Below are 18366 nucleotides of genomic sequence, written 5' to 3'. Positions count from 1 at the left end.
TATAATCTGTTTTTTTAGGAGTTGAAATAATGAAAAAAATAATTGCAGTTTTAATGACAGTTGCACTACTGTCAGGTTGTGGACTTATTGACAGATTTACACCAACAGAAAATAAAGAGTTTGAAGAATACGTTCTTGAGAATAATGAAGATACACAGAGTTCTGAAAATGATGATAGTAAAGATAAAGAAGAAAAAGTGGAAAAAACTGCTGAGGAAATAAAAGAAGATTATATTGATGAATTTATGTCAAAAATGACATTAGAAGAAAAAGTTGGACAGATGTTTATGGTTGCTTGGAGAAAAGACAGCAATGATAATGGAATTACAGCGGTAAATGATTTAATTTCAAAAGATATTGAAAATATTAAGCCGGGAGGGGTAATACTTTTTGGTGAGAATATTGACACAGAAGAACAAACAAAAGAATATATTAAAAATCTCCAAAGCGTTTCAGATATACCTCTTTTTATGGGTATAGATGAGGAAGGTGGCAGAGTTTCAAGACTTCACCAAAGTGGAAAAATAAATACACCTAATATTCCAACAGCTCAGTATATGGCTGAAAATGGCAGACCTTCCGACGCTGAAAATAATATGAGTATTATTGCAAATGAGATTAAAAAACTTGGATTTAATGTTGATTTTGCACCTGTTGCCGATATAAATACAAATCCTGAAAATACTGTAATTGGTGACAGAGCTTTTGGAAGTGACACTGAAACGGTTTCTGAGTTTGTTGTATCAGCTGTTAAAGGTCTTCAAAAAAATAATGTTGTAGCTTGTGTAAAACATTTTCCAGGACATGGAGATACATACACAGATACTCATAATACAGAAACTTTTGTAAACCATGATATGGCAAGACTTGAAAGCTGTGAGCTTGTGCCTTTTAAAAGTGCCATAGAAAATGGTGTTGATTTTGTAATGGTAAGTCATATAAAAGTACCTAATGTTGATGACTCGGGACTTCCTTCATCTCTTTCAAAAAGTATTGTAACTGGCATATTGAGAGATTATTTAGGATTTGAAGGTATTGTAATAACTGATGCTTTAGATATGGGAGCGATTTCGGAGTATTATACTCCAGAAGAAGTAGCAAAATATGCCCTTGATGCAGGAGTTGACATGTTTCTTATGCCTGATGATACTTATAAAATGTATGATTATATTGTGAATAGTGTGAAAAATGGAGAGATTTCACAGAAAAGAATTGACCAATCAGTTGAAAGAATACTTAATGAAAAGTATGATATAGGTCTCATTAATATTGAAAATAAATAAATTTGCATATTTTAGGGCTTTTTGACAGTATGTGTACTTGAAAAATTTTTATCTAATTACTATAATATTATTTATAAATTTTTAAATTATATTTTTGAGTGAAAAGGGGTGATTTTTGTGTCAGTACCATCAGTACCAATAGAAGAAGAACTTTATAAACAATTAATTGAAAAAATTAAAACGTATCACCCTGCTAAGGAATTCACTATGGTGGAAAAGGCTTATAAACTGGCTGTTGATGCTCATAAAGAGCAGAAAAGACGTTCTGGTGAGCCTTATATTATACACCCTCTTAAAGTTGCTTATATTCTTGCTGAACTTGAGCTTGATATGGAATCCATAGTTGCGGGAATACTCCATGATACTATTGAAGATACACCATATACTTTTGATGATATTAAAAATCTTTTTAGTGAGGAAATAGCAAACCTTGTTGATGGTGTCACAAAACTCAGTAAACTTTCATATTCAGCTTCAAAAGAAGAAATTCAGGCTGAAAATTATAGAAAAATGTTCCTTGCAATGGCAAAGGATATTAGAGTTATACTTATAAAACTTGCCGATAGACTTCATAATATGCGTACTCTGAACTATATGACAGAGGCTAAACAGAGAGAAAAGGCTCAGGAGACTATGGATATATATGCTCCTCTTGCCCATAGACTTGGTATTAGTAAAATACGCACAGAAATGGAAGACCTTTGTTTTAAATATCTTAATCCCCATGAATATTATGATTTGGCAGAGAAGATTGAGAGAAAGAAAACTGAGAGAGAAGCTTTTGTAAAGCGAATAGTTACAGATGTTAAAGCCAAAATGGACGAGGCTGGAATAAAAGGAAAAGTTGATGGAAGAAGCAAACATTTTTTTAGTATATATAAAAAAATGGTAAATCAAAATAAAACCATTGACCAGATTTATGACCTTTTTGCAATTCGTGCCATTGTTGATAATGTAAAAGATTGTTACGCTGTTTTAGGTATTGTCCATGATATGTATATGCCTATGCCGGGAAGGTTTAAGGATTATATAGCTATGCCAAAGCCTAATATGTATCAGTCTTTACACAATACTCTCATAGGTCCTGAGGGTGAACCTTTTGAAATACAGATAAGAACATGGGAAATGCACCGTACAAGTGAATATGGTATCGCTGCCCATTGGAAATATAAAGAAGGTAAAGGCGGAGAGAAATCTTCAGCAAAAGAGGAAGCAAAACTTACATGGCTTCGTCAAATCCTTGAATGGCAGAAAGATATGTCCGATAACAAAGAGTTTATGGACACAATAAAAACTGACCTTAATATATTTGATGACCAAGTTTATGCATTCTCTCCTAGAGGAGATGTTATAAGCCTTCCTAAGGGTTCAACACCTATTGACTTTGCCTATATGATACATTCTGCTGTTGGAAACAAAATGGTAGGTGCTAGGGTAAATAATAAAATTGTAAACTTTGACTATAAGGTTCAAAATGGTGACCGTATAGAGATTATAACTTCAAACAACTCAAAAGGTCCAAGTCGTGATTGGCTTAACCTTGTAAAAAGCTCACAGGCTAGAACAAAAATTAATCAGTGGTTCAAAAAAGAGTTTAAAGAAGAAAATATTATAAAAGGTAAAGAGTTAATTGAAAAGGATGTTAAGAGAAAAGGCTATACAATGGCTGAGCTTATACGTCCTGAATGGATTGACACTGTTGTAGGAAAATTTGTATATAGAGATTGGGACTCCCTTTGTGCTGGTGTTGGTCATGGCGGTATAAAGGAAGGTCAAGTTGTAAATAGATTTATTGAGGAACTCCAAAAAGAAGAAAATAAGGCTCAAACTGCTGAGGACCTTTTAAGAAAAATGGAGGCTCACGCCAATAAAAATGGCAAAAACGAAAAGAGTAAAAGTGGTGTTATTGTTAAAGGTATAGGCGATGTTGCTGTTAAGTTTTCAAAATGCTGTTCTCCTGTTCCTGGTGATGAAATTATAGGATTTGTAACTAAAGGTAGAGGAGTTACAATACACAGAACTGATTGTATAAATATTATAAACCTTACAGAGGACGAGAGACACAGACTCATAGAAACTGAATGGGCTGAAAATGCCAAAGAAGAAAACGGTGATGTTTCATATCTTGCAGAAATAAGAATTATTGCAGATGAAAGAGTAAATCTCATATTTGATATATCAAGGGTTATTTCTGAGGAAAGTATACCTGTAAAAGCCTTTAATGGTAGAACAACAAAAGACCTTGTTGCAATATTTAATGTTACAATAGAGATAACAAGCAAAGCACAGCTTGAAAAGATAAGTAGACGACTTAAAAATATTGCAGGTGTAAGAGACATAGAACGTGTTACAACATAATTTTTTGGAGGGTATTATGCGAGGTGTTATACAAAGAGTTTCTAATGCAAAAGTTACTGTTGACGGTAATGTTGCAGGAGAGATTAAAAGAGGTATTATGGTTCTTGTGGGATTTATTCCCTCCGATGATGAAAAAGTTATGGGCTATATGCTTGAAAAAATAGTAAATTTAAGAATATTTGAAGATGAGAATGATAAAATGAACCTTTCTGTTAAAGATATAGAAGGAGAAATTCTCATTGTTCCAAATTTTACTCTCTATGGTGATGCTAGAAAGGGCAGACGTCCAAGTTATGCCAATGCTGCATCTCCTGCGGAGGCTGAAAGTATATTTGCACGCTTTGTGCAGAAAGCAAAAGAACTGCCTTTGAAGGTTGAGACAGGTATTTTTCAGGCTGAAATGAAAGTTGAACTTTTAAATGACGGCCCTGTTACAATTCTTCTTGACAGCGAAAGAAATTTTTGAAAAAATGGTTTGGGGTGCTTTTGCCCTCAAACCTTTTTAGTTGTATAAATAAAAATCTTTTTTGAGGATTGTTGATATGATAAAATTTATATTGAAAGGACATGACCTGCCCCATGAGGTTCAGACAATAGTGCAGGTTTTTTATCCTAACAGACATTATTATGAAACTGATGAAATATCTAATGAAACATTTACAGTTATAAGTATACTTGAAAATGGTATAAGCGGAGCGGAGCTTTATGACTGTGGTGAATTTTTGGGAAGATATACTGAAAGTTATGAAGAAAGTGAAATACTTAATATAAAAGAGAAAAAGAGAAAAATAAAAACTGCCATATTTAAGCTTTTAACTGATATTACAGGATATACTCCTGTTTGGGGTATACTTACAGGTATTCGTCCAGCAAAAACTATAAATGACCTTATTGATGAGGGAATGACCGGTGAGGAAGCTTTGGAATTTTTATGTGATAAATATTTTGTATCGAGGGAAAAAGCAGAACTTAGCCTTAAAGTTGCCCTTGAGGAAAGAAAAATATTAAAATCAGATAATAAAAAAGATGTAAGTATATACATAGGAATTCCATTCTGTCCTACAAGATGTCTTTACTGTTCTTTTACTTCATATCCTTTATTCCAGTATAAAGATAAAGTTGATTTATATCTTGATGCTTTAATAAAAGAAATAAAATTTGTAAAAGATTATGCTTTAAAGTATAATGTTAAAAATATATATATAGGTGGAGGAACTCCTACATCATTAAATGAACAACAGCTTGACAGACTTTTGACTGCTGTTGATGAAAATTTTGATGTTAAAAATACTCTTGAATATACTGTTGAGGCTGGTAGACCGGATACTATAACAGAAGAAAAACTTATAATTATGAAAAAACATAATGTTTCTCGTATATCTATAAATCCACAGACAATGAACCAAAAAACTTTGGATTTAATAGGCAGAAGACATTCTGTTGAAGATATAAAAGACGTTTTTTATAAAGCTAGAAAAGCGGGACATGATAATATAAATATGGATATTATATTGGGACTTCCTGAAGAAAAAGCGGAAGATGTTGCTCATACAATGGAAGAAATTATGAAACTTTCTCCTGAAAATGTTACTGTCCATACATTAGCCGTTAAACGTGCATCAAGACTTAAAGAGCAGTTTGATTTATATACTCTTACAAGTCTTGAGGAAATGGAAAAAATGCTTTCTGTTTCATATAATTATGCTGAAAAAATGGGACTTAAACCTTATTATATGTACCGTCAAAAAAATATGGTTGGTAGCTTTGAAAATGTGGGATACTGTAAAGAGGGCACAGAGGGCGTTTATAATGTTGAGATTATGGAAGAAAATCAGACAATATTCGCTTGTGGTGCAGGAGCTACAACAAAGACTGTTGATAAAAATACAGGCAGAATAGAGAGAATTTTCAATGTTAAAAGCGTTGATGATTATATATCAAGAATAGATGAAATGCTTGAGCGTAAAAAAGAAGGGCTCAAGGAATTTTAAGGAGGTTTTTATATATGCTTACACAGGCACCAAGAGGCACTAGAGATATATTCGGTGCGGAGATAAAAAAATGGCAGGAAGTTGAAGCCAAAATAAGAGAGATTTGTGAAAATGCAGGTATAGAGGAAATAAGAACTCCTATATTTGAACATACAGAGCTTTTTTTAAGAGGTGTTGGTGAGACTACTGACATTGTAAATAAAGAAATGTATACATTTAATGATAAGGGAGATAGAAGTATAACACTTAAACCAGAAGGTACAGCCGGCATTGCAAGAGCTTATATTGAACATGGTATGCACAATATGCCACAGCCTATAAAACTTTACTATCTTTCAGCACCTACATTTAGATATGAAAAGGCACAGGCAGGAAGACAGAGACAGTTCCATCAGTTTGGTGTTGAAATGCTTGGTTCATTAAGTCCAGCTCAGGACGTAGAGGCTATTTCTGTTGCTGCAAGACTTATTGAAAGTCTTGGAATAGAAAATATAGAGCTTAGACTTAACAGTCTTGGTTGTCCTGAATGTCGTGGAAGATACAATAAGGCTTTAAGAGAGTTTATAGGTGAAAACCTTGAAAATCTTTGTCCAACTTGTAAAGAGAGGTATGAAAAAAATCCTCTCCGTGTTCTTGACTGTAAAGAAGAAAAATGTAAAAAAATTATAGAAAATGCACCTTCTGTATTAGATTGTCTTGATGAGGAGTGTACAGCACACTTTAATAAAGTTCAGGAAATACTCACTGAAATGGGCATAAAATTTGTTGTTGACCCTAAAATTGTAAGAGGTCTTGACTATTATACAAGAACTGTTTTTGAATTTGTCACAAATAGTATAGGTGCACAGGGCACAGTTTGTGGCGGTGGAAGATATGATAAGCTTATCGAGGAATGTGGCGGTCAGCCAACAGGAGCAGTAGGTTTTGGTCTTGGTATGGAGAGACTTTTATTAACTCTTGAGGCTCAAAATGGAAAATTTGAAAACAAACCTTACAAAGATATTTATATTGGAGCTATTGGAGATAAAGGTTTTGTAAAAGCTCAGGCTGTAACTTATAACCTTAGAAAAGAAGGCATAAAAGCTGAATGTGACACTGTTGGAAGAAGTGTAAAAGCTCAGATGAAATATGCAAATAAAATTGGTGCTAAGTATTCTGTAATAATTGGAGACAATGAAATCGCAGAAGATAAAGTTTCTCTTAAAAATATGGAAACTGGAGATGTACAGGAAATAAAACTTTCAGAAATTGCTAATTATATTGCACACTAATTTAAAATGTGCTAGAATACATTTTAATCTTATATAGTTTAATGTATACAAATACAATATTTTGTACCGTTTCATATAAGGTATAAATGTTAGTTAAATGGGGGAATAAAAATGCAGGAAATTAAATTTATTGAAAGTCAAAATCTTAAAGAAAAACCAGACATGAACAATCTTGGTTTTGGTAATTACTATACAGACTATATGTTTGTTATGGATTACACAGAGGGTAAAGGTTGGCATGATGCAAGAATAGAGCCTTATGGTCCACTTACTATGGACCCTGCTTCAATGGTTTTACACTATGGACAGGCAACTTTTGAAGGTCTTAAAGCATACTATGGTGTTAATGGAGACATTCGTCTTTTCAGACCTGAAAAAAATATGGCTCGTCTTAATGAGTCAAACAAAAGACTTTGCATACCAGAGTTTGACGGTGATTTTGTAATTGAAGGTATCAAAAAACTTGTAAATATTGAAAAAGAGTGGATACCTACTGCACCAGGAACAAGCCTTTACATAAGACCTTTTGTTATTGCAACAGATGTTCATGTTGGAGTTCATCCTTCACATACATATAAATTTATTGTAATATTATCACCAGTTGGTGCTTATTACAAAGAGGGTATAAACCCTGTTAAGATTTACGTTGAAGACGACTTCGTAAGAGCTGTAAAAGGTGGTCTTGGATATGCTAAGACTGCTGCAAACTATGCTGCAAGCCTTAAATCACAGGTTATTGCTGAAGAAAAAGGTTATACACAGGTTCTTTGGCTTGATGGTATAGAGAGAAAATATATCGAAGAAGTTGGAACAATGAACGTTATGTTCGTAATTGATGGTGAGGTTGTAACACCTGAATTAAATGGTAGTATACTTCCTGGTATAACAAGAATGTCAACAATAGAACTTCTCAAAGATGCAGGATATAAGGTAACAGAGAGAAGAGTTTCTATTGAAGAAGTTTTTGAAGCTGCTGAAAATGGAAAACTTGATGAAGCTTTCGGAACAGGTACAGCTGCTGTTATTTCACCGATCGGACTTCTTGAGTGGGAAGGAAAGAAAGTTGTTATCAATGACGGAAAAATCGGACCTATCTCACAGAAAGTATATGACACAATTACAGGTATCCAGAGCGGAGCTGTTGAAGATAAATTCGGCTGGGTAACAAAAGCATAATTATAATATAAGTCGCAGTTTTTATATAACACTGGGGTGTCTTGAAACAGCCATAAACTTAATATGACCGTTTTATGACGCCCTTTTATATTTTATCAAGGAGGTTATATGGAAATAAAATTCAAAAAAATTTTACTTAAAATATCCGAGTATATAGAGCTTGTTATAGCACTTATACTTACAGTTGCCCTTGTAGCTGCTGTTATTGGAATGTTTGCTAACATAAAGGATATTCTTGATGGAACTAGGGTTCTCAATGAAACTCTTGAATATGCCCTTACTCTTGTTGTGGCAATAGAGTTTATAAAAATGCTTGTAAAAAATACACCAGGTTCTGTTATAGAGGTTATTCTTTTTGCTGTTGCTAGACAGGTAATAATATCTCATTCAGGAGCTTTGGAAAACCTTATAGGAGTTCTTGGAGTGGCTGTTATTTTTGCAACATGGAAATTTCTTTTTGTACCAAAGTTTCTTGATGAGGATTAATTAGGGTTATATAGGACTTTTAATATTATGTATGTATAAATGATGTAAATAAAAAACGACGGCTTTAACCGTCGTTTTTTGTTGCTAGTTTATTTATTTGTTATATTCATCTCTGCGGTTCATATATTCGATTATTAAATCAACACAGTTATCAAGACCAATCTGGTCACTGTTAAGTACAAGACTGTAATTATTGGCACGTCCCCATGCTCTATCTGTAAAGTATGAATAATAGTTAGCACGGCGTTTATCAACTTTTTTAATTATAGCTTCAACATTATCATGGGAAACATCGCCATAAACTTCTTTTACTCTTTTAACTCTGTTAGGGAGTGATGAATGTATAAATATATTTATTACATTTGGATTGTTCTGAAGAACAAAATCAGCACATCTTCCTACTATAACACAAGGGCCTTCCTCTGCAACTTCTCTTATAACTTTTGACTGTGTAAGGAATATTTTTTCATTTAAAGGCATTCCATAAACCTCTGTTGCAGGTGAGAGCATTGAAAGAGAAAGTATTATACTGCTTTTTGCCATTGTCTCTGCTTCTTTGAAATATTCTTCGTTTATACCGCTGCGTTCTGCTGCAAGAGTAATAAGTTCGTTGTCATAGAAAGGTATACCAAGTTTTTCTGCAAGTTGTTTACCTATTATTCGTCCGCCACTTCCATACTCACGGCTTATAGTTATAATAGTATTGTTTTTCATAACGCAGACCCCCTTTAAAAGTAAAGAATTATATTACAAGTTAATTATATAATATCTCTGTTAAAAAATCAACGAATTTATGCACAATATATAAAAATAAAATCAAAAATAAAGTGTAAAAGATAAAAAATACATAAAATACTGTATTTTTTTATGGACAATATTATATGATGTGTTTTTGAATATGTTTTGTGCTTTACAATAAAGTGTTATTATAATATAATTCAATCTGTTAGAATGTTTATAAATAAGCATTTATCTGCTTTTTTGGGAGGATTTAAAATGAAACTTAATAAATACGTCACAGCGGTTTTAGTGGGAGTTATTATGATGGCGGCTGTGGTGGCTTTTACAACAAAGATAAGAAATGATTATGAAAAACAATTTTCTGTTGTGGAGGAACAATATACAGAGGGTGGAACTGTTGAGTTTGAGGAAGAAAACAGTAATAAACCTGTTTTTGACAGTGCCACAGGAAAGTTTTTCCTTCCTCTTAGAGAGATAATTGAGGAGATGGGCGGAAAAGTTGAATGGGACAGTGAAAAGTCTGCTGTTGTTGTAAGTCTTAAGGGAACTGAGGTTGCTATAAAGGAAAATGATAATAAAGCCTCAATAAATGGTTATAGCATATATCTTGATGATGCTCCTAGAAATATTAATGGTTGTCTCTATGTTTCATCAGATTTTATAGCAAATAATTTTGGTGCTATTGTTGAGTGGGATGAAGCTAATAAATTACTTACAATAAAAACAGAGATTAATGCTAGTCCTATAATAAATGTAAATAGATTTGAGTATAAAGACAGTAAAATGGAATACTTTGTTGAAGTTCCTGTTATAACAGGGCTTAATGATAAAAAGTATGAAGAAAATCTTAATAATTCATTTGTTACAAAGACTATGGATGATATAAAGATTTTTGCAAGACAATCTGGTCTTGATACAGAAGCGGAATCTATTTATTATTGGAATGAGCAGGTTGAAGTTAAGACAAAAGACTCAAAAATTATAAGTTTTATAAGCAAGGGAGTTAAAGAAGAACCAGGCGGAATAAATGCAACAATTATGAAACCTGTTACAATAAATCTTAATACTCAAAGTACAATGAAACTTGGAGATTTCTTTAAAAATGATAAATATAAAGAATATGTACTTGATGAAATAAATCATATGTGGGTTTCAAATCCTGAAAAATATCCTGTTTCAATATCTGAAGACATTGAAACTATTATACAGGATAACTTCTATGTTGATGAAAATGACATGGTTATATTTATAAAAAATAAAGATGGTGTCACATATTCTGAGTTTAGAATACCATTCTATGATGTAAGAAAATATATGAAATCTGAAATGCAATATCTTGCAAAAAACACAGATGATATTAATCATAAGAGCTAAATTTTAATTTTGAAACAGGGAAAATTTTTCCCTGTTTTTTTGTTTTAGAGAAAATATACAAAATATAATGTATACAACTTTAAAGAGAATATTGAACTTTATAAATAAGTGACAAAATTTATGACAGTGTATGTTTTTTTTCATGTAATTATGATATAAATATTGAAATAAAACAAATATAGGAATATAATATAAAGTGTTATGTTGATAGTGTACTGTAATATTTAAAGGGTTAAAAGTAATTTTACAGCAAACAGGTTTAAGGGTAACGCATAACAACAGTATAAATTGTAGTTTTGAAAAAACTGCAATAAATAAATTGCCGAAAGGCTATTTTTTCAAAGGAGGAAAAAAATTTATGTCTAAAGTAATGAAAACAATGGACGGAAATGAAGCTGCTGCATTTGCATCATATGCATTTACAGAGGTTGCAGCTATTTTCCCTATTACTCCATCATCACCAATGGCTGAAAAAACAGACGACTGGTCTGCAAACGGAAAGAAAAACATTTTCGGACAGCAGGTAAAAGTTGTTGAAATGCAGTCAGAAGCAGGTGCAGCAGGTGCCGTACACGGTTCTCTTGCAGCAGGTGCTTTAACAACAACATATACAGCATCTCAGGGATTACTCCTTATGATTCCTAATATGTATAAAATAGCAGGTGAGCTTCTTCCTGGTGTATTCCATGTAAGTGCTCGTGCTCTTGCTACTCATGCATTATCAATCTTCGGTGACCATCAGGACGTTATGGCTTGTCGTCAGACTGGTTTTGCTATGCTTGTTTCTAACTCAGTTCAGGAAGTTATGGACCTTGCTTCTGTTGCACATCTTAGTGCTATCAAAGGTAGAGTTCCTTTCCTTCATTTCTTTGATGGTTTCCGTACATCACACGAAATTCAGAAAGTTGAATGTATCGACTATGATGAATTAGCAAAAATCGTTGATATGGACGCTGTTAATGAGTTTAGAAGAAATTCATTAAACCCAGAACATCCAGTTCTTCGTGGTACAGCTCAGAACCCTGACATCTACTTCCAGGGACGTGAAGCTTCAAACAAATATTATGAAAACATTCCTTCTGTTGTAGAAGATTACCTTAAAGAAATCAGCAGAATAACAGGAAGAACATACAACCTTTTCAACTACTATGGTGCTGAAGATGCTGAAAGCATAATCATCGCTATGGGTTCAGTTTGTGAAGCAATCGAAGAAACAATCGATTACTTAACAGCTAAAGGCGAAAAAGTTGGTCTTCTTAAAGTTCATCTTTACAGACCATTCGTAGCAGACAAAATGCTTGCTGCTATTCCTAAAACAGTTAAAAAGATTGCTGTTCTTGACAGAACAAAAGAGCCTGGTTCATTAGGCGAGCCTTTATATCAGGACGTTTGTACAGCACTCTTTGAAGCTGATATTAAACCTGTTGTTGTTGCAGGACGTTACGGTCTTGGTTCAAAAGACACAACACCTGCTCAGATTATCGCAGTATATGATAACCTTAAACTTGATGCTCCAAAGAACCACTTTACAGTAGGTATCGTTGACGACGTTACAAATCTTTCTCTTGAAGTTGGAGAAGACGTTGACGTAAACGGAGATAACGGAACAATTAGCTGTAAGTTCTGGGGACTTGGTGCTGACGGTACTGTTGGTGCTAATAAAAACTCTATCAAAATTATCGGTGACCACACAGATATGTACGCTCAGGCATACTTTGACTATGATTCAAAGAAATCTGGCGGTATTACACAGTCACACTTACGTTTCGGAAAGAAACCTATCCGTTCAACATACCTTGTTAAAAAAGCTGACTTCGTAGCTTGCCACAAACAGGAATATGTTCATATGTATGATATGGTTTCAGACTTAAAAGTTGGCGGAACATTCCTTCTTAACACAGAATGGTCAGCTGACGAAATCGAAGCTAATCTTCCAGCTGAAATGAAGAAAGCTCTCGCTGCTAAAAAAGCTAAATTCTATGTAATCAATGGTACACAGATTGCTAAAGAAATCGGTCTTGGAAACAGAATTAACACTGTATTACAGGCTGCATTCTTCAAACTTGCTAACATCATTCCTATTGATGAAGCTGTTGATTATATGAAAGCTGCTATCAAAAAATCATACGGCAAGAAAGGTGACGCTATCCTTAACATGAACTATGCTGCTGTTGACCAGGGTGTAGATGGTGCTAAAGAATTCACAATTCCTGCTAACTGGGCTGATGCAGTTGATACAAAAGTTGAAGAAGTTAAAGAACTTCCAAAATATGTTGAAACAATCGTTAAGAGCGTAAATGCACGTCTTGGAGATAACCTTCCTGTAAGTGCATTCCTTGGACACGAAGATGGTACTGTTCCTGTTGGTACATCTGCTTACGAAAAACGTGGTGTTGCTGTTGACCTTCCAGAATGGGATCCAGAAAAATGTATCCAGTGTAACCAGTGTGCTTATGTATGTCCACACGCTACAATCAGACCATTCCTCTTAACAGAAGAAGAAGCTAACAATGCTCCAGCTGACTTCGTTACTGTTCAGGCTAAAGGTAAAGGATTTGAAGGATACAAATTCAGAATGCAGGTTTCTTCACTCGACTGTCTTGGATGTGGAAGCTGTGCTAATGTTTGTCCTGCTAAAGACAAAGCTCTTGTTATGAAACCATTTGCTACTCAGTCAGCTCAGGCTGCTAACTGGGAATATGCATTATCACTTTCACCAAAAGCTAATCCAATGGATAAGATGACAGTTAAAGGAAGCCAGTTCGAACAGCCATTACTTGAGTTCTCAGGTGCTTGTGCTGGTTGTGGTGAAACACCATATGCTAAACTTATCACACAGCTCTTTGGTGATAGAATGTATGTAGCTAATGCAACAGGTTGTTCATCAATCTGGGGTGGTTCTGCTCCAACAGCACCATACACAACAAATCATGAGGGCAAAGGTCCAGCTTGGTCAAACTCATTATTCGAAGATAACGCTGAGTTTGGTTTAGGTATGGCAACAGCTGTTAGACAGCAGAGAGAAAACATTCAGGCTAAACTTGAAGCTCTTATGGCTATGGGTTGTGCTGATGATGTTAAAGAAGCTGCTACAGCTTGGATTGACACAATGGCTGACGGAGACGCTTCAAAAGCTGCTTCTGCTAAACTTGTTGATGTTCTTACATCAGGAAGCTTTGAGGGAGAAGCTAAAGAAATCGTTGATTTCGTTCTTGAAAATAAAGACCAGCTCGTTAAGAAATCACAGTGGATATTCGGTGGTGACGGATGGGCTTATGACATCGGTTACGGCGGTGTAGACCACGTTCTTGCATCTGGTGAAGACGTTAACGTATTCGTATTCGATACAGAAGTTTACTCAAATACAGGTGGACAGGCTTCAAAAGCTACACCAACATCTGCTGTTGCACAGTTCGCTGCTTCAGGTAAGAGAGTTAAGAAAAAAGACCTTGGTATGATGGCTATGAGCTATGGTTATGTATATGTAGCACAGGTTGCTATGGGTGCTAACCAGGCACAGCTTGTAAAAGCTCTTAAAGAGGCTGAAAGCTATCACGGACCATCACTTATCATTGCTTACGCTCCATGTATCAACCACGGTATTAAAGGCGGTATGAGCGGTGCTCAGAGTGAAATCAAACGTGCTGTTGAAGCTGGTTACTGGCATATGTACAGATTTAATCCACTTCTTAAAGAAGAAGGAAAGAATCCATTCATATTAGACTCTAAAGAGCCAACAGCAAGCTTCCAGGATTTCATCGCTAATGAAGTTCGTTACAGCTCACTTAAGAGAACATTCCCAGAAGTTGCTGAGGAACTCTTCGCTAAGACAGAGCAGGATGCTAAAGAAAGATATGAATCATACAAAAGACTTGCTGAACAGCAGTAATTTTTGACTATGATTTTATAGGCTGACCGAAAGGTCAGCCTTTTTTGTCTATTGTAAAGTAAAAAAATTTACCTATATTACTTATAATTATTTGCAATTTTACTTATATTTATACTTTCGTTGACAATGTTTTTTGAGTATTTTTACCATTAATTAGTGTAATAATTTTGTTATAATAATTTAAAATGTAAATTTTATATATAATTAACACTGTCGTATTTTATTATTACACTGTTTTGTGATACAATATACTATGAAATGTATGACTTGAAGGGGAGGCTTTAGAGTATATTTATGGAAATAGGAAAAGAAAATTTAAGACCTTTTACCCATCTGCATGTACATACTGAGTACAGTCTTCTTGACGGGTCTGCAAAAATAAAAGAGCTTATTGCAAGAGCCAAAGAATTAAATATGGACTCTATTGCAATAACAGACCATGGTGCCATGTATGGAGTTATAGACTTCTATAAAGAGGCTAAAGCTCAAGGCATAAAGCCTGTTATAGGTTGTGAAGTTTATGTTGCTTCAAAATCGAGATTTTCTAAGGAAAATACAGGTTTTAATTATTGTCATCTTGTTCTTATTGCTGAAAATAATGAAGGATACCAAAATCTTATAAAACTTGTTTCTTATGGTTTTATAGAAGGTTTTTACTATAAGCCAAGAATTGATATTGAACTTTTGAAAAAATATCATAAAGGTATTATTGCTTCAAGTGCTTGTCTTGCAGGCCCTGTTGCACGAAATATTCTTCAAGTTTCATATGAAAAAGCAAAAGAAGTTGCTCTTGAATATGATGAAATTTTTGGCAGAGGTAATTTCTTCCTCGAACTTCAAGACCATGGATTGAAGGACCAGCAGATTGTGAACCATGCTCTTATGCGTTTGCATAATGAAACGGGAATACCTATGATTTGCACAAATGATAGTCATTATATATATAAAGAGGACAGCACTCCTCATGACATACTTCTTTGTATTCAGACAGGTAAAACCGTAAATGATTCAGATAGAATGAGATATGAAGGCGGACAGTTCTATTTAAAATCTTCTGATGAAATGTATGAACTTTTTCCTTATGCTGAGGAAGCTTTGGAAAATACATGGAAAATTGCACAAAGGTGTAATGTGGAATTTACTTTCCATGACCTTAAACTCCCTAGATTTGATGTTCCAGAAGGCAAAACAGCTTCAGAATATCTTAGAGAGTTGTGCTTTGATGGTTTTTATAAAAAATATGAAAATCCGCCAGACCAACTTAAGGAAAGACTTATATATGAACTTGATACCATTGAAAAAATGGGTTATGTTGATTATTTCCTTATAGTTTGGGACTTTATAAAATATTCAAAGGATAATGGTATAATTGTAGGGCCTGGCAGAGGTTCGGCAGCAGGAAGCATTGTTTCTTATTGCCTCTCTATAACAACAATAGACCCTATAAAATACGATTTAATCTTTGAGAGATTTTTAAACCCTGAGAGAGTGAGTATGCCTGATATTGACGTTGATTTCTGTTATGAGAGACGTCAAGAGGTAATTGATTATGTTATAAGAAAATATGGTGAGGACCACGTAGCACAGATAATAACTTTTGGTACTCTTGCAGCTAGAGCTGCTATAAAAGACGTAGGCAGAGCATTGGCAATGCCTTATGCTGATGTTGACAGAGTATCAAAAATGATACCAATAGAGCTTGGAATAACCATTAAAAAAGCTCTTAATATGAACCCAGAGCTTTTAAAAGCATATAATGAGGAGAAAGATACAAGACATCTTATTGATATGTCTATGAAATTGGAAGGTCTTCCAAGACATTCTTCAACTCATGCTGCTGGGGTTGTTATCTGTCGTGACCCTGTTATGGAATATGTCCCTCTAAATTCAAATGATGGGGCAATAACAACACAATATACCATGACAACACTTGAAGAACTGGGACTTCTTAAAATGGACTTTTTAGGCCTTAGAACTCTTACAGTAATTCAAAATGCCGTTAAAGAAATAGAGAGAATTCACGGCATAAAGCTTGACATGGAAAATATACCTGATGATGACCCAGGTGTATATGATATGATTTCCCAAGGAAAAACAGAAGGAGTTTTCCAGCTTGAAAGTGGCGGCATGAAGCAATTCATGCGTGAACTTCAGCCTACAAGACTTGAAGACCTTATAGCCGGAATATCCCTTTATCGTCCAGGTCCTATGGACTTTATTCCTAAATATATAAAGGGAAAAAATAATCAAAATGATATTCAATATACCCATGAATCATTAAAACCTATTCTCAATACAACCTATGGCTGTATAGTATATCAAGAACAGGTTATGCAGATTGTGCGAGATTTGGCAGGATACAGTCTTGGACGAAGTGACCTTGTAAGAAGGGCTATGTCTAAGAAAAAAGCTTCTGTTATGGCAGAGGAGAGAAAAAATTTTGTATATGGCATAGGGGATGATGTTCCCGGCTGTGTGAAAAATGGTATACCTGTCGATGTTGCGGAAAAAATATTTGATGAAATGACTGACTTTGCAAAATATGCTTTTAATAAGTCTCATGCTGCTTGCTATGCTGTTGTTGGTTATCAAACTGCATGGCTTAAATATCACTATCCTGTTGAGTTTATGGCAGCTTTAATGACATCTGTAATGGATAATACACCAAAGGTTTCTGGATATATTGAGGAATGTAAAAAAATGGGGATAAAACTTTTACCCCCAGACATAAATGAAGGATATGCACATTTTTCCGTATTTGACGGCAAGATACGTTTTGGTCTTGCAGCTATAAAAAATGTAGGTAAAAATGTTATAAAGGCAGTAGTGGCCGATAGAGAAAAAAACGGCTATTATAAAAGTCTTACTGAGTTCTGTAATCGTTTAAGCGGTGGAGAACTTAATAAAAGATGTGTAGAAAGTTTTATAAAATCTGGTGCCTTTGATTCTTTCGGTAAAAAAAGAAGTCAATATATGTCATCATATAAAAGCATTATTGAGGGAATTGGACAGGCGAAGAAAAATAATATTGAAGGACAATTAAATCTCTTTGATATGGGTAATAATATAGATAATATTAATAGTATGTCTGATGTTTTACCGGATATTGATGAATTTCCGGAAAATAAAATTTTAGCCATGGAAAAAGAAGTTTTAGGTATTTATGTTAGCGGTCATCCTCTTTCTGCTTATGAGGAGATTTTGAAACGTAAAACAAGTTGTTCAAGCCGAGATTTTATGGTTGATACAAGGGACTATGAAAATCCTTTGAAAGATAATCAAAGTGTTATAATTGGTGGTCTTATATCAGCTATATCAATAAAATACACAAAAAATAATAAACAAATGGCATTCCTTTCAATAGAGGATATGCATGGCATTGTGGAAGCTATTGTTTTTCCTAATGTATACGAAAAATTTTCACACCTTATTACTGAAGAAAATGTTATAATTATAGAGGGAAGAGTCAATATTTCTGATGATGAAAACGGCAAAATAATATGCGAAAGTATAAGAGGCATAAATGAGCCGGAAGAAGAAAAAAAATGGCTTTCTGTTGGTATAATTATAGGAAAATCAAACAATATTAAAACAGAGGATATTATACCGATACTTTCAAAGTATCCGGGAAATTGTCCTGTATATATAAAAGATATTGCTGGTGGCGTAACTTTTAAGGCTGATAGAAAATATTGGATAAAACCTAATGATAATATTGTGTCAGAACTTGGAAGTATTATTGGAAATGATTGTATAACTATAAAAGAAAAATAAATTAATGAATAAAGGGGATAAAA

At 34.1% G+C, this 18366-nt stretch carries 11 protein-coding genes; 10 read left to right on the top strand and 1 reads right to left on the bottom strand.

Annotated elements, in window-relative coordinates; all coding sequences use genetic code 11:
* Positions 1-29 precede the first annotated feature (29 nt).
* The 7 genes from B5E58_RS00875 (at position 30) to B5E58_RS00845 (ending at position 8565) form a co-directional block, all read left to right on the top strand.
* Complete coding sequence (locus B5E58_RS00875; RefSeq protein WP_088107787.1) at positions 30-1283, top strand: glycoside hydrolase family 3 protein; 1254 nt, start codon at positions 30-32, stop codon at positions 1281-1283.
* Between the two features lie 117 nt (positions 1284-1400).
* Entirely contained in the window at positions 1401-3641 is a 2241-nt protein-coding gene (locus tag B5E58_RS00870) for a RelA/SpoT family protein (RefSeq protein WP_242956565.1), read from the top strand.
* A 16-nt stretch (positions 3642-3657) separates the two neighbouring features.
* A complete protein-coding gene (gene dtd / locus B5E58_RS00865; protein ID WP_088107786.1) occupies positions 3658-4107 on the top strand; it encodes a D-aminoacyl-tRNA deacylase in 450 nt (149 codons plus the stop codon).
* 76 nt (positions 4108-4183) lie between these two features.
* Entirely contained in the window at positions 4184-5632 is a 1449-nt protein-coding gene (hemZ, locus tag B5E58_RS00860; RefSeq protein ID WP_088107785.1) for a coproporphyrinogen dehydrogenase HemZ, read from the top strand.
* Between the two features lie 14 nt (positions 5633-5646).
* On the top strand, positions 5647-6903 hold the full coding sequence (gene hisS / locus B5E58_RS00855; RefSeq protein ID WP_088107784.1) for a histidine--tRNA ligase: 1257 nt from the start codon (positions 5647-5649) through the stop codon (positions 6901-6903).
* Between the two features lie 111 nt (positions 6904-7014).
* Complete coding sequence (locus tag B5E58_RS00850) at positions 7015-8079, top strand: branched-chain amino acid aminotransferase (protein ID WP_088107783.1); 1065 nt, start codon at positions 7015-7017, stop codon at positions 8077-8079.
* A gap of 108 nt (positions 8080-8187) precedes the next feature.
* Positions 8188-8565 (top strand): transporter, encoded by a 378-nt coding sequence (locus tag B5E58_RS00845; protein ID WP_088107782.1) that lies wholly within the window; start codon positions 8188-8190, stop codon positions 8563-8565.
* 93 nt (positions 8566-8658) lie between these two features.
* Here the strand turns inward: B5E58_RS00845 and B5E58_RS00840 are convergent, their stop codons facing one another.
* Complete coding sequence (locus tag B5E58_RS00840) at positions 8659-9279, bottom strand: cytidylate kinase-like family protein (protein ID WP_088107781.1); 621 nt, start codon at positions 9277-9279, stop codon at positions 8659-8661.
* A 282-nt stretch (positions 9280-9561) separates the two neighbouring features.
* Between B5E58_RS00840 and B5E58_RS00835 the strand changes: the two genes are divergently transcribed.
* The 3 genes from B5E58_RS00835 (at position 9562) to B5E58_RS00825 (ending at position 18343) form a co-directional block, all read left to right on the top strand.
* Positions 9562-10680, top strand: a complete 1119-nt coding sequence (locus tag B5E58_RS00835) for a copper amine oxidase N-terminal domain-containing protein (protein WP_158097628.1) — start codon at positions 9562-9564, stop codon at positions 10678-10680.
* A gap of 358 nt (positions 10681-11038) precedes the next feature.
* A complete protein-coding gene (gene nifJ / locus B5E58_RS00830; RefSeq protein WP_088107779.1) occupies positions 11039-14569 on the top strand; it encodes a pyruvate:ferredoxin (flavodoxin) oxidoreductase in 3531 nt (1176 codons plus the stop codon).
* Between the two features lie 294 nt (positions 14570-14863).
* Positions 14864-18343: a DNA polymerase III subunit alpha gene (locus B5E58_RS00825; protein WP_088107778.1), complete on the top strand. Its 3480-nt coding sequence runs from the start codon at positions 14864-14866 to the stop codon at positions 18341-18343.
* The last annotated feature ends 23 nt before the right edge of the window (positions 18344-18366 follow it).

The organism is Tyzzerella sp. An114, from assembly GCF_002161055.1.
In the GTDB taxonomy this organism is placed as follows: Bacteria; Bacillota; Clostridia; order Lachnospirales; family Anaerotignaceae; genus Fimicola; species Fimicola cottocaccae.
Note: the sequence above shows the minus strand (reverse complement) of the source record. Positions and strands in the feature narration are given on the sequence as shown.

Coding starts and splice junctions, on each gene's coding strand:
- B5E58_RS00875 (WP_088107787.1), top strand. CDS start 30: ATGAAAAAAATAATTGCAGTTTTAATGACAGTTGCACTACTGTCAGGT.
- dtd (WP_088107786.1), top strand. CDS start 3,658: ATGCGAGGTGTTATACAAAGAGTTTCTAATGCAAAAGTTACTGTTGAC.
- hemZ (WP_088107785.1), top strand. CDS start 4,184: ATGATAAAATTTATATTGAAAGGACATGACCTGCCCCATGAGGTTCAG.
- hisS (WP_088107784.1), top strand. CDS start 5,647: ATGCTTACACAGGCACCAAGAGGCACTAGAGATATATTCGGTGCGGAG.
- B5E58_RS00850 (WP_088107783.1), top strand. CDS start 7,015: ATGCAGGAAATTAAATTTATTGAAAGTCAAAATCTTAAAGAAAAACCA.
- B5E58_RS00845 (WP_088107782.1), top strand. CDS start 8,188: ATGGAAATAAAATTCAAAAAAATTTTACTTAAAATATCCGAGTATATA.
- B5E58_RS00840 (WP_088107781.1), bottom strand. CDS start 9,279: ATGAAAAACAATACTATTATAACTATAAGCCGTGAGTATGGAAGTGGC.
- B5E58_RS00835 (WP_158097628.1), top strand. CDS start 9,562: ATGAAACTTAATAAATACGTCACAGCGGTTTTAGTGGGAGTTATTATG.
- nifJ (WP_088107779.1), top strand. CDS start 11,039: ATGTCTAAAGTAATGAAAACAATGGACGGAAATGAAGCTGCTGCATTT.
- B5E58_RS00825 (WP_088107778.1), top strand. CDS start 14,864: ATGGAAATAGGAAAAGAAAATTTAAGACCTTTTACCCATCTGCATGTA.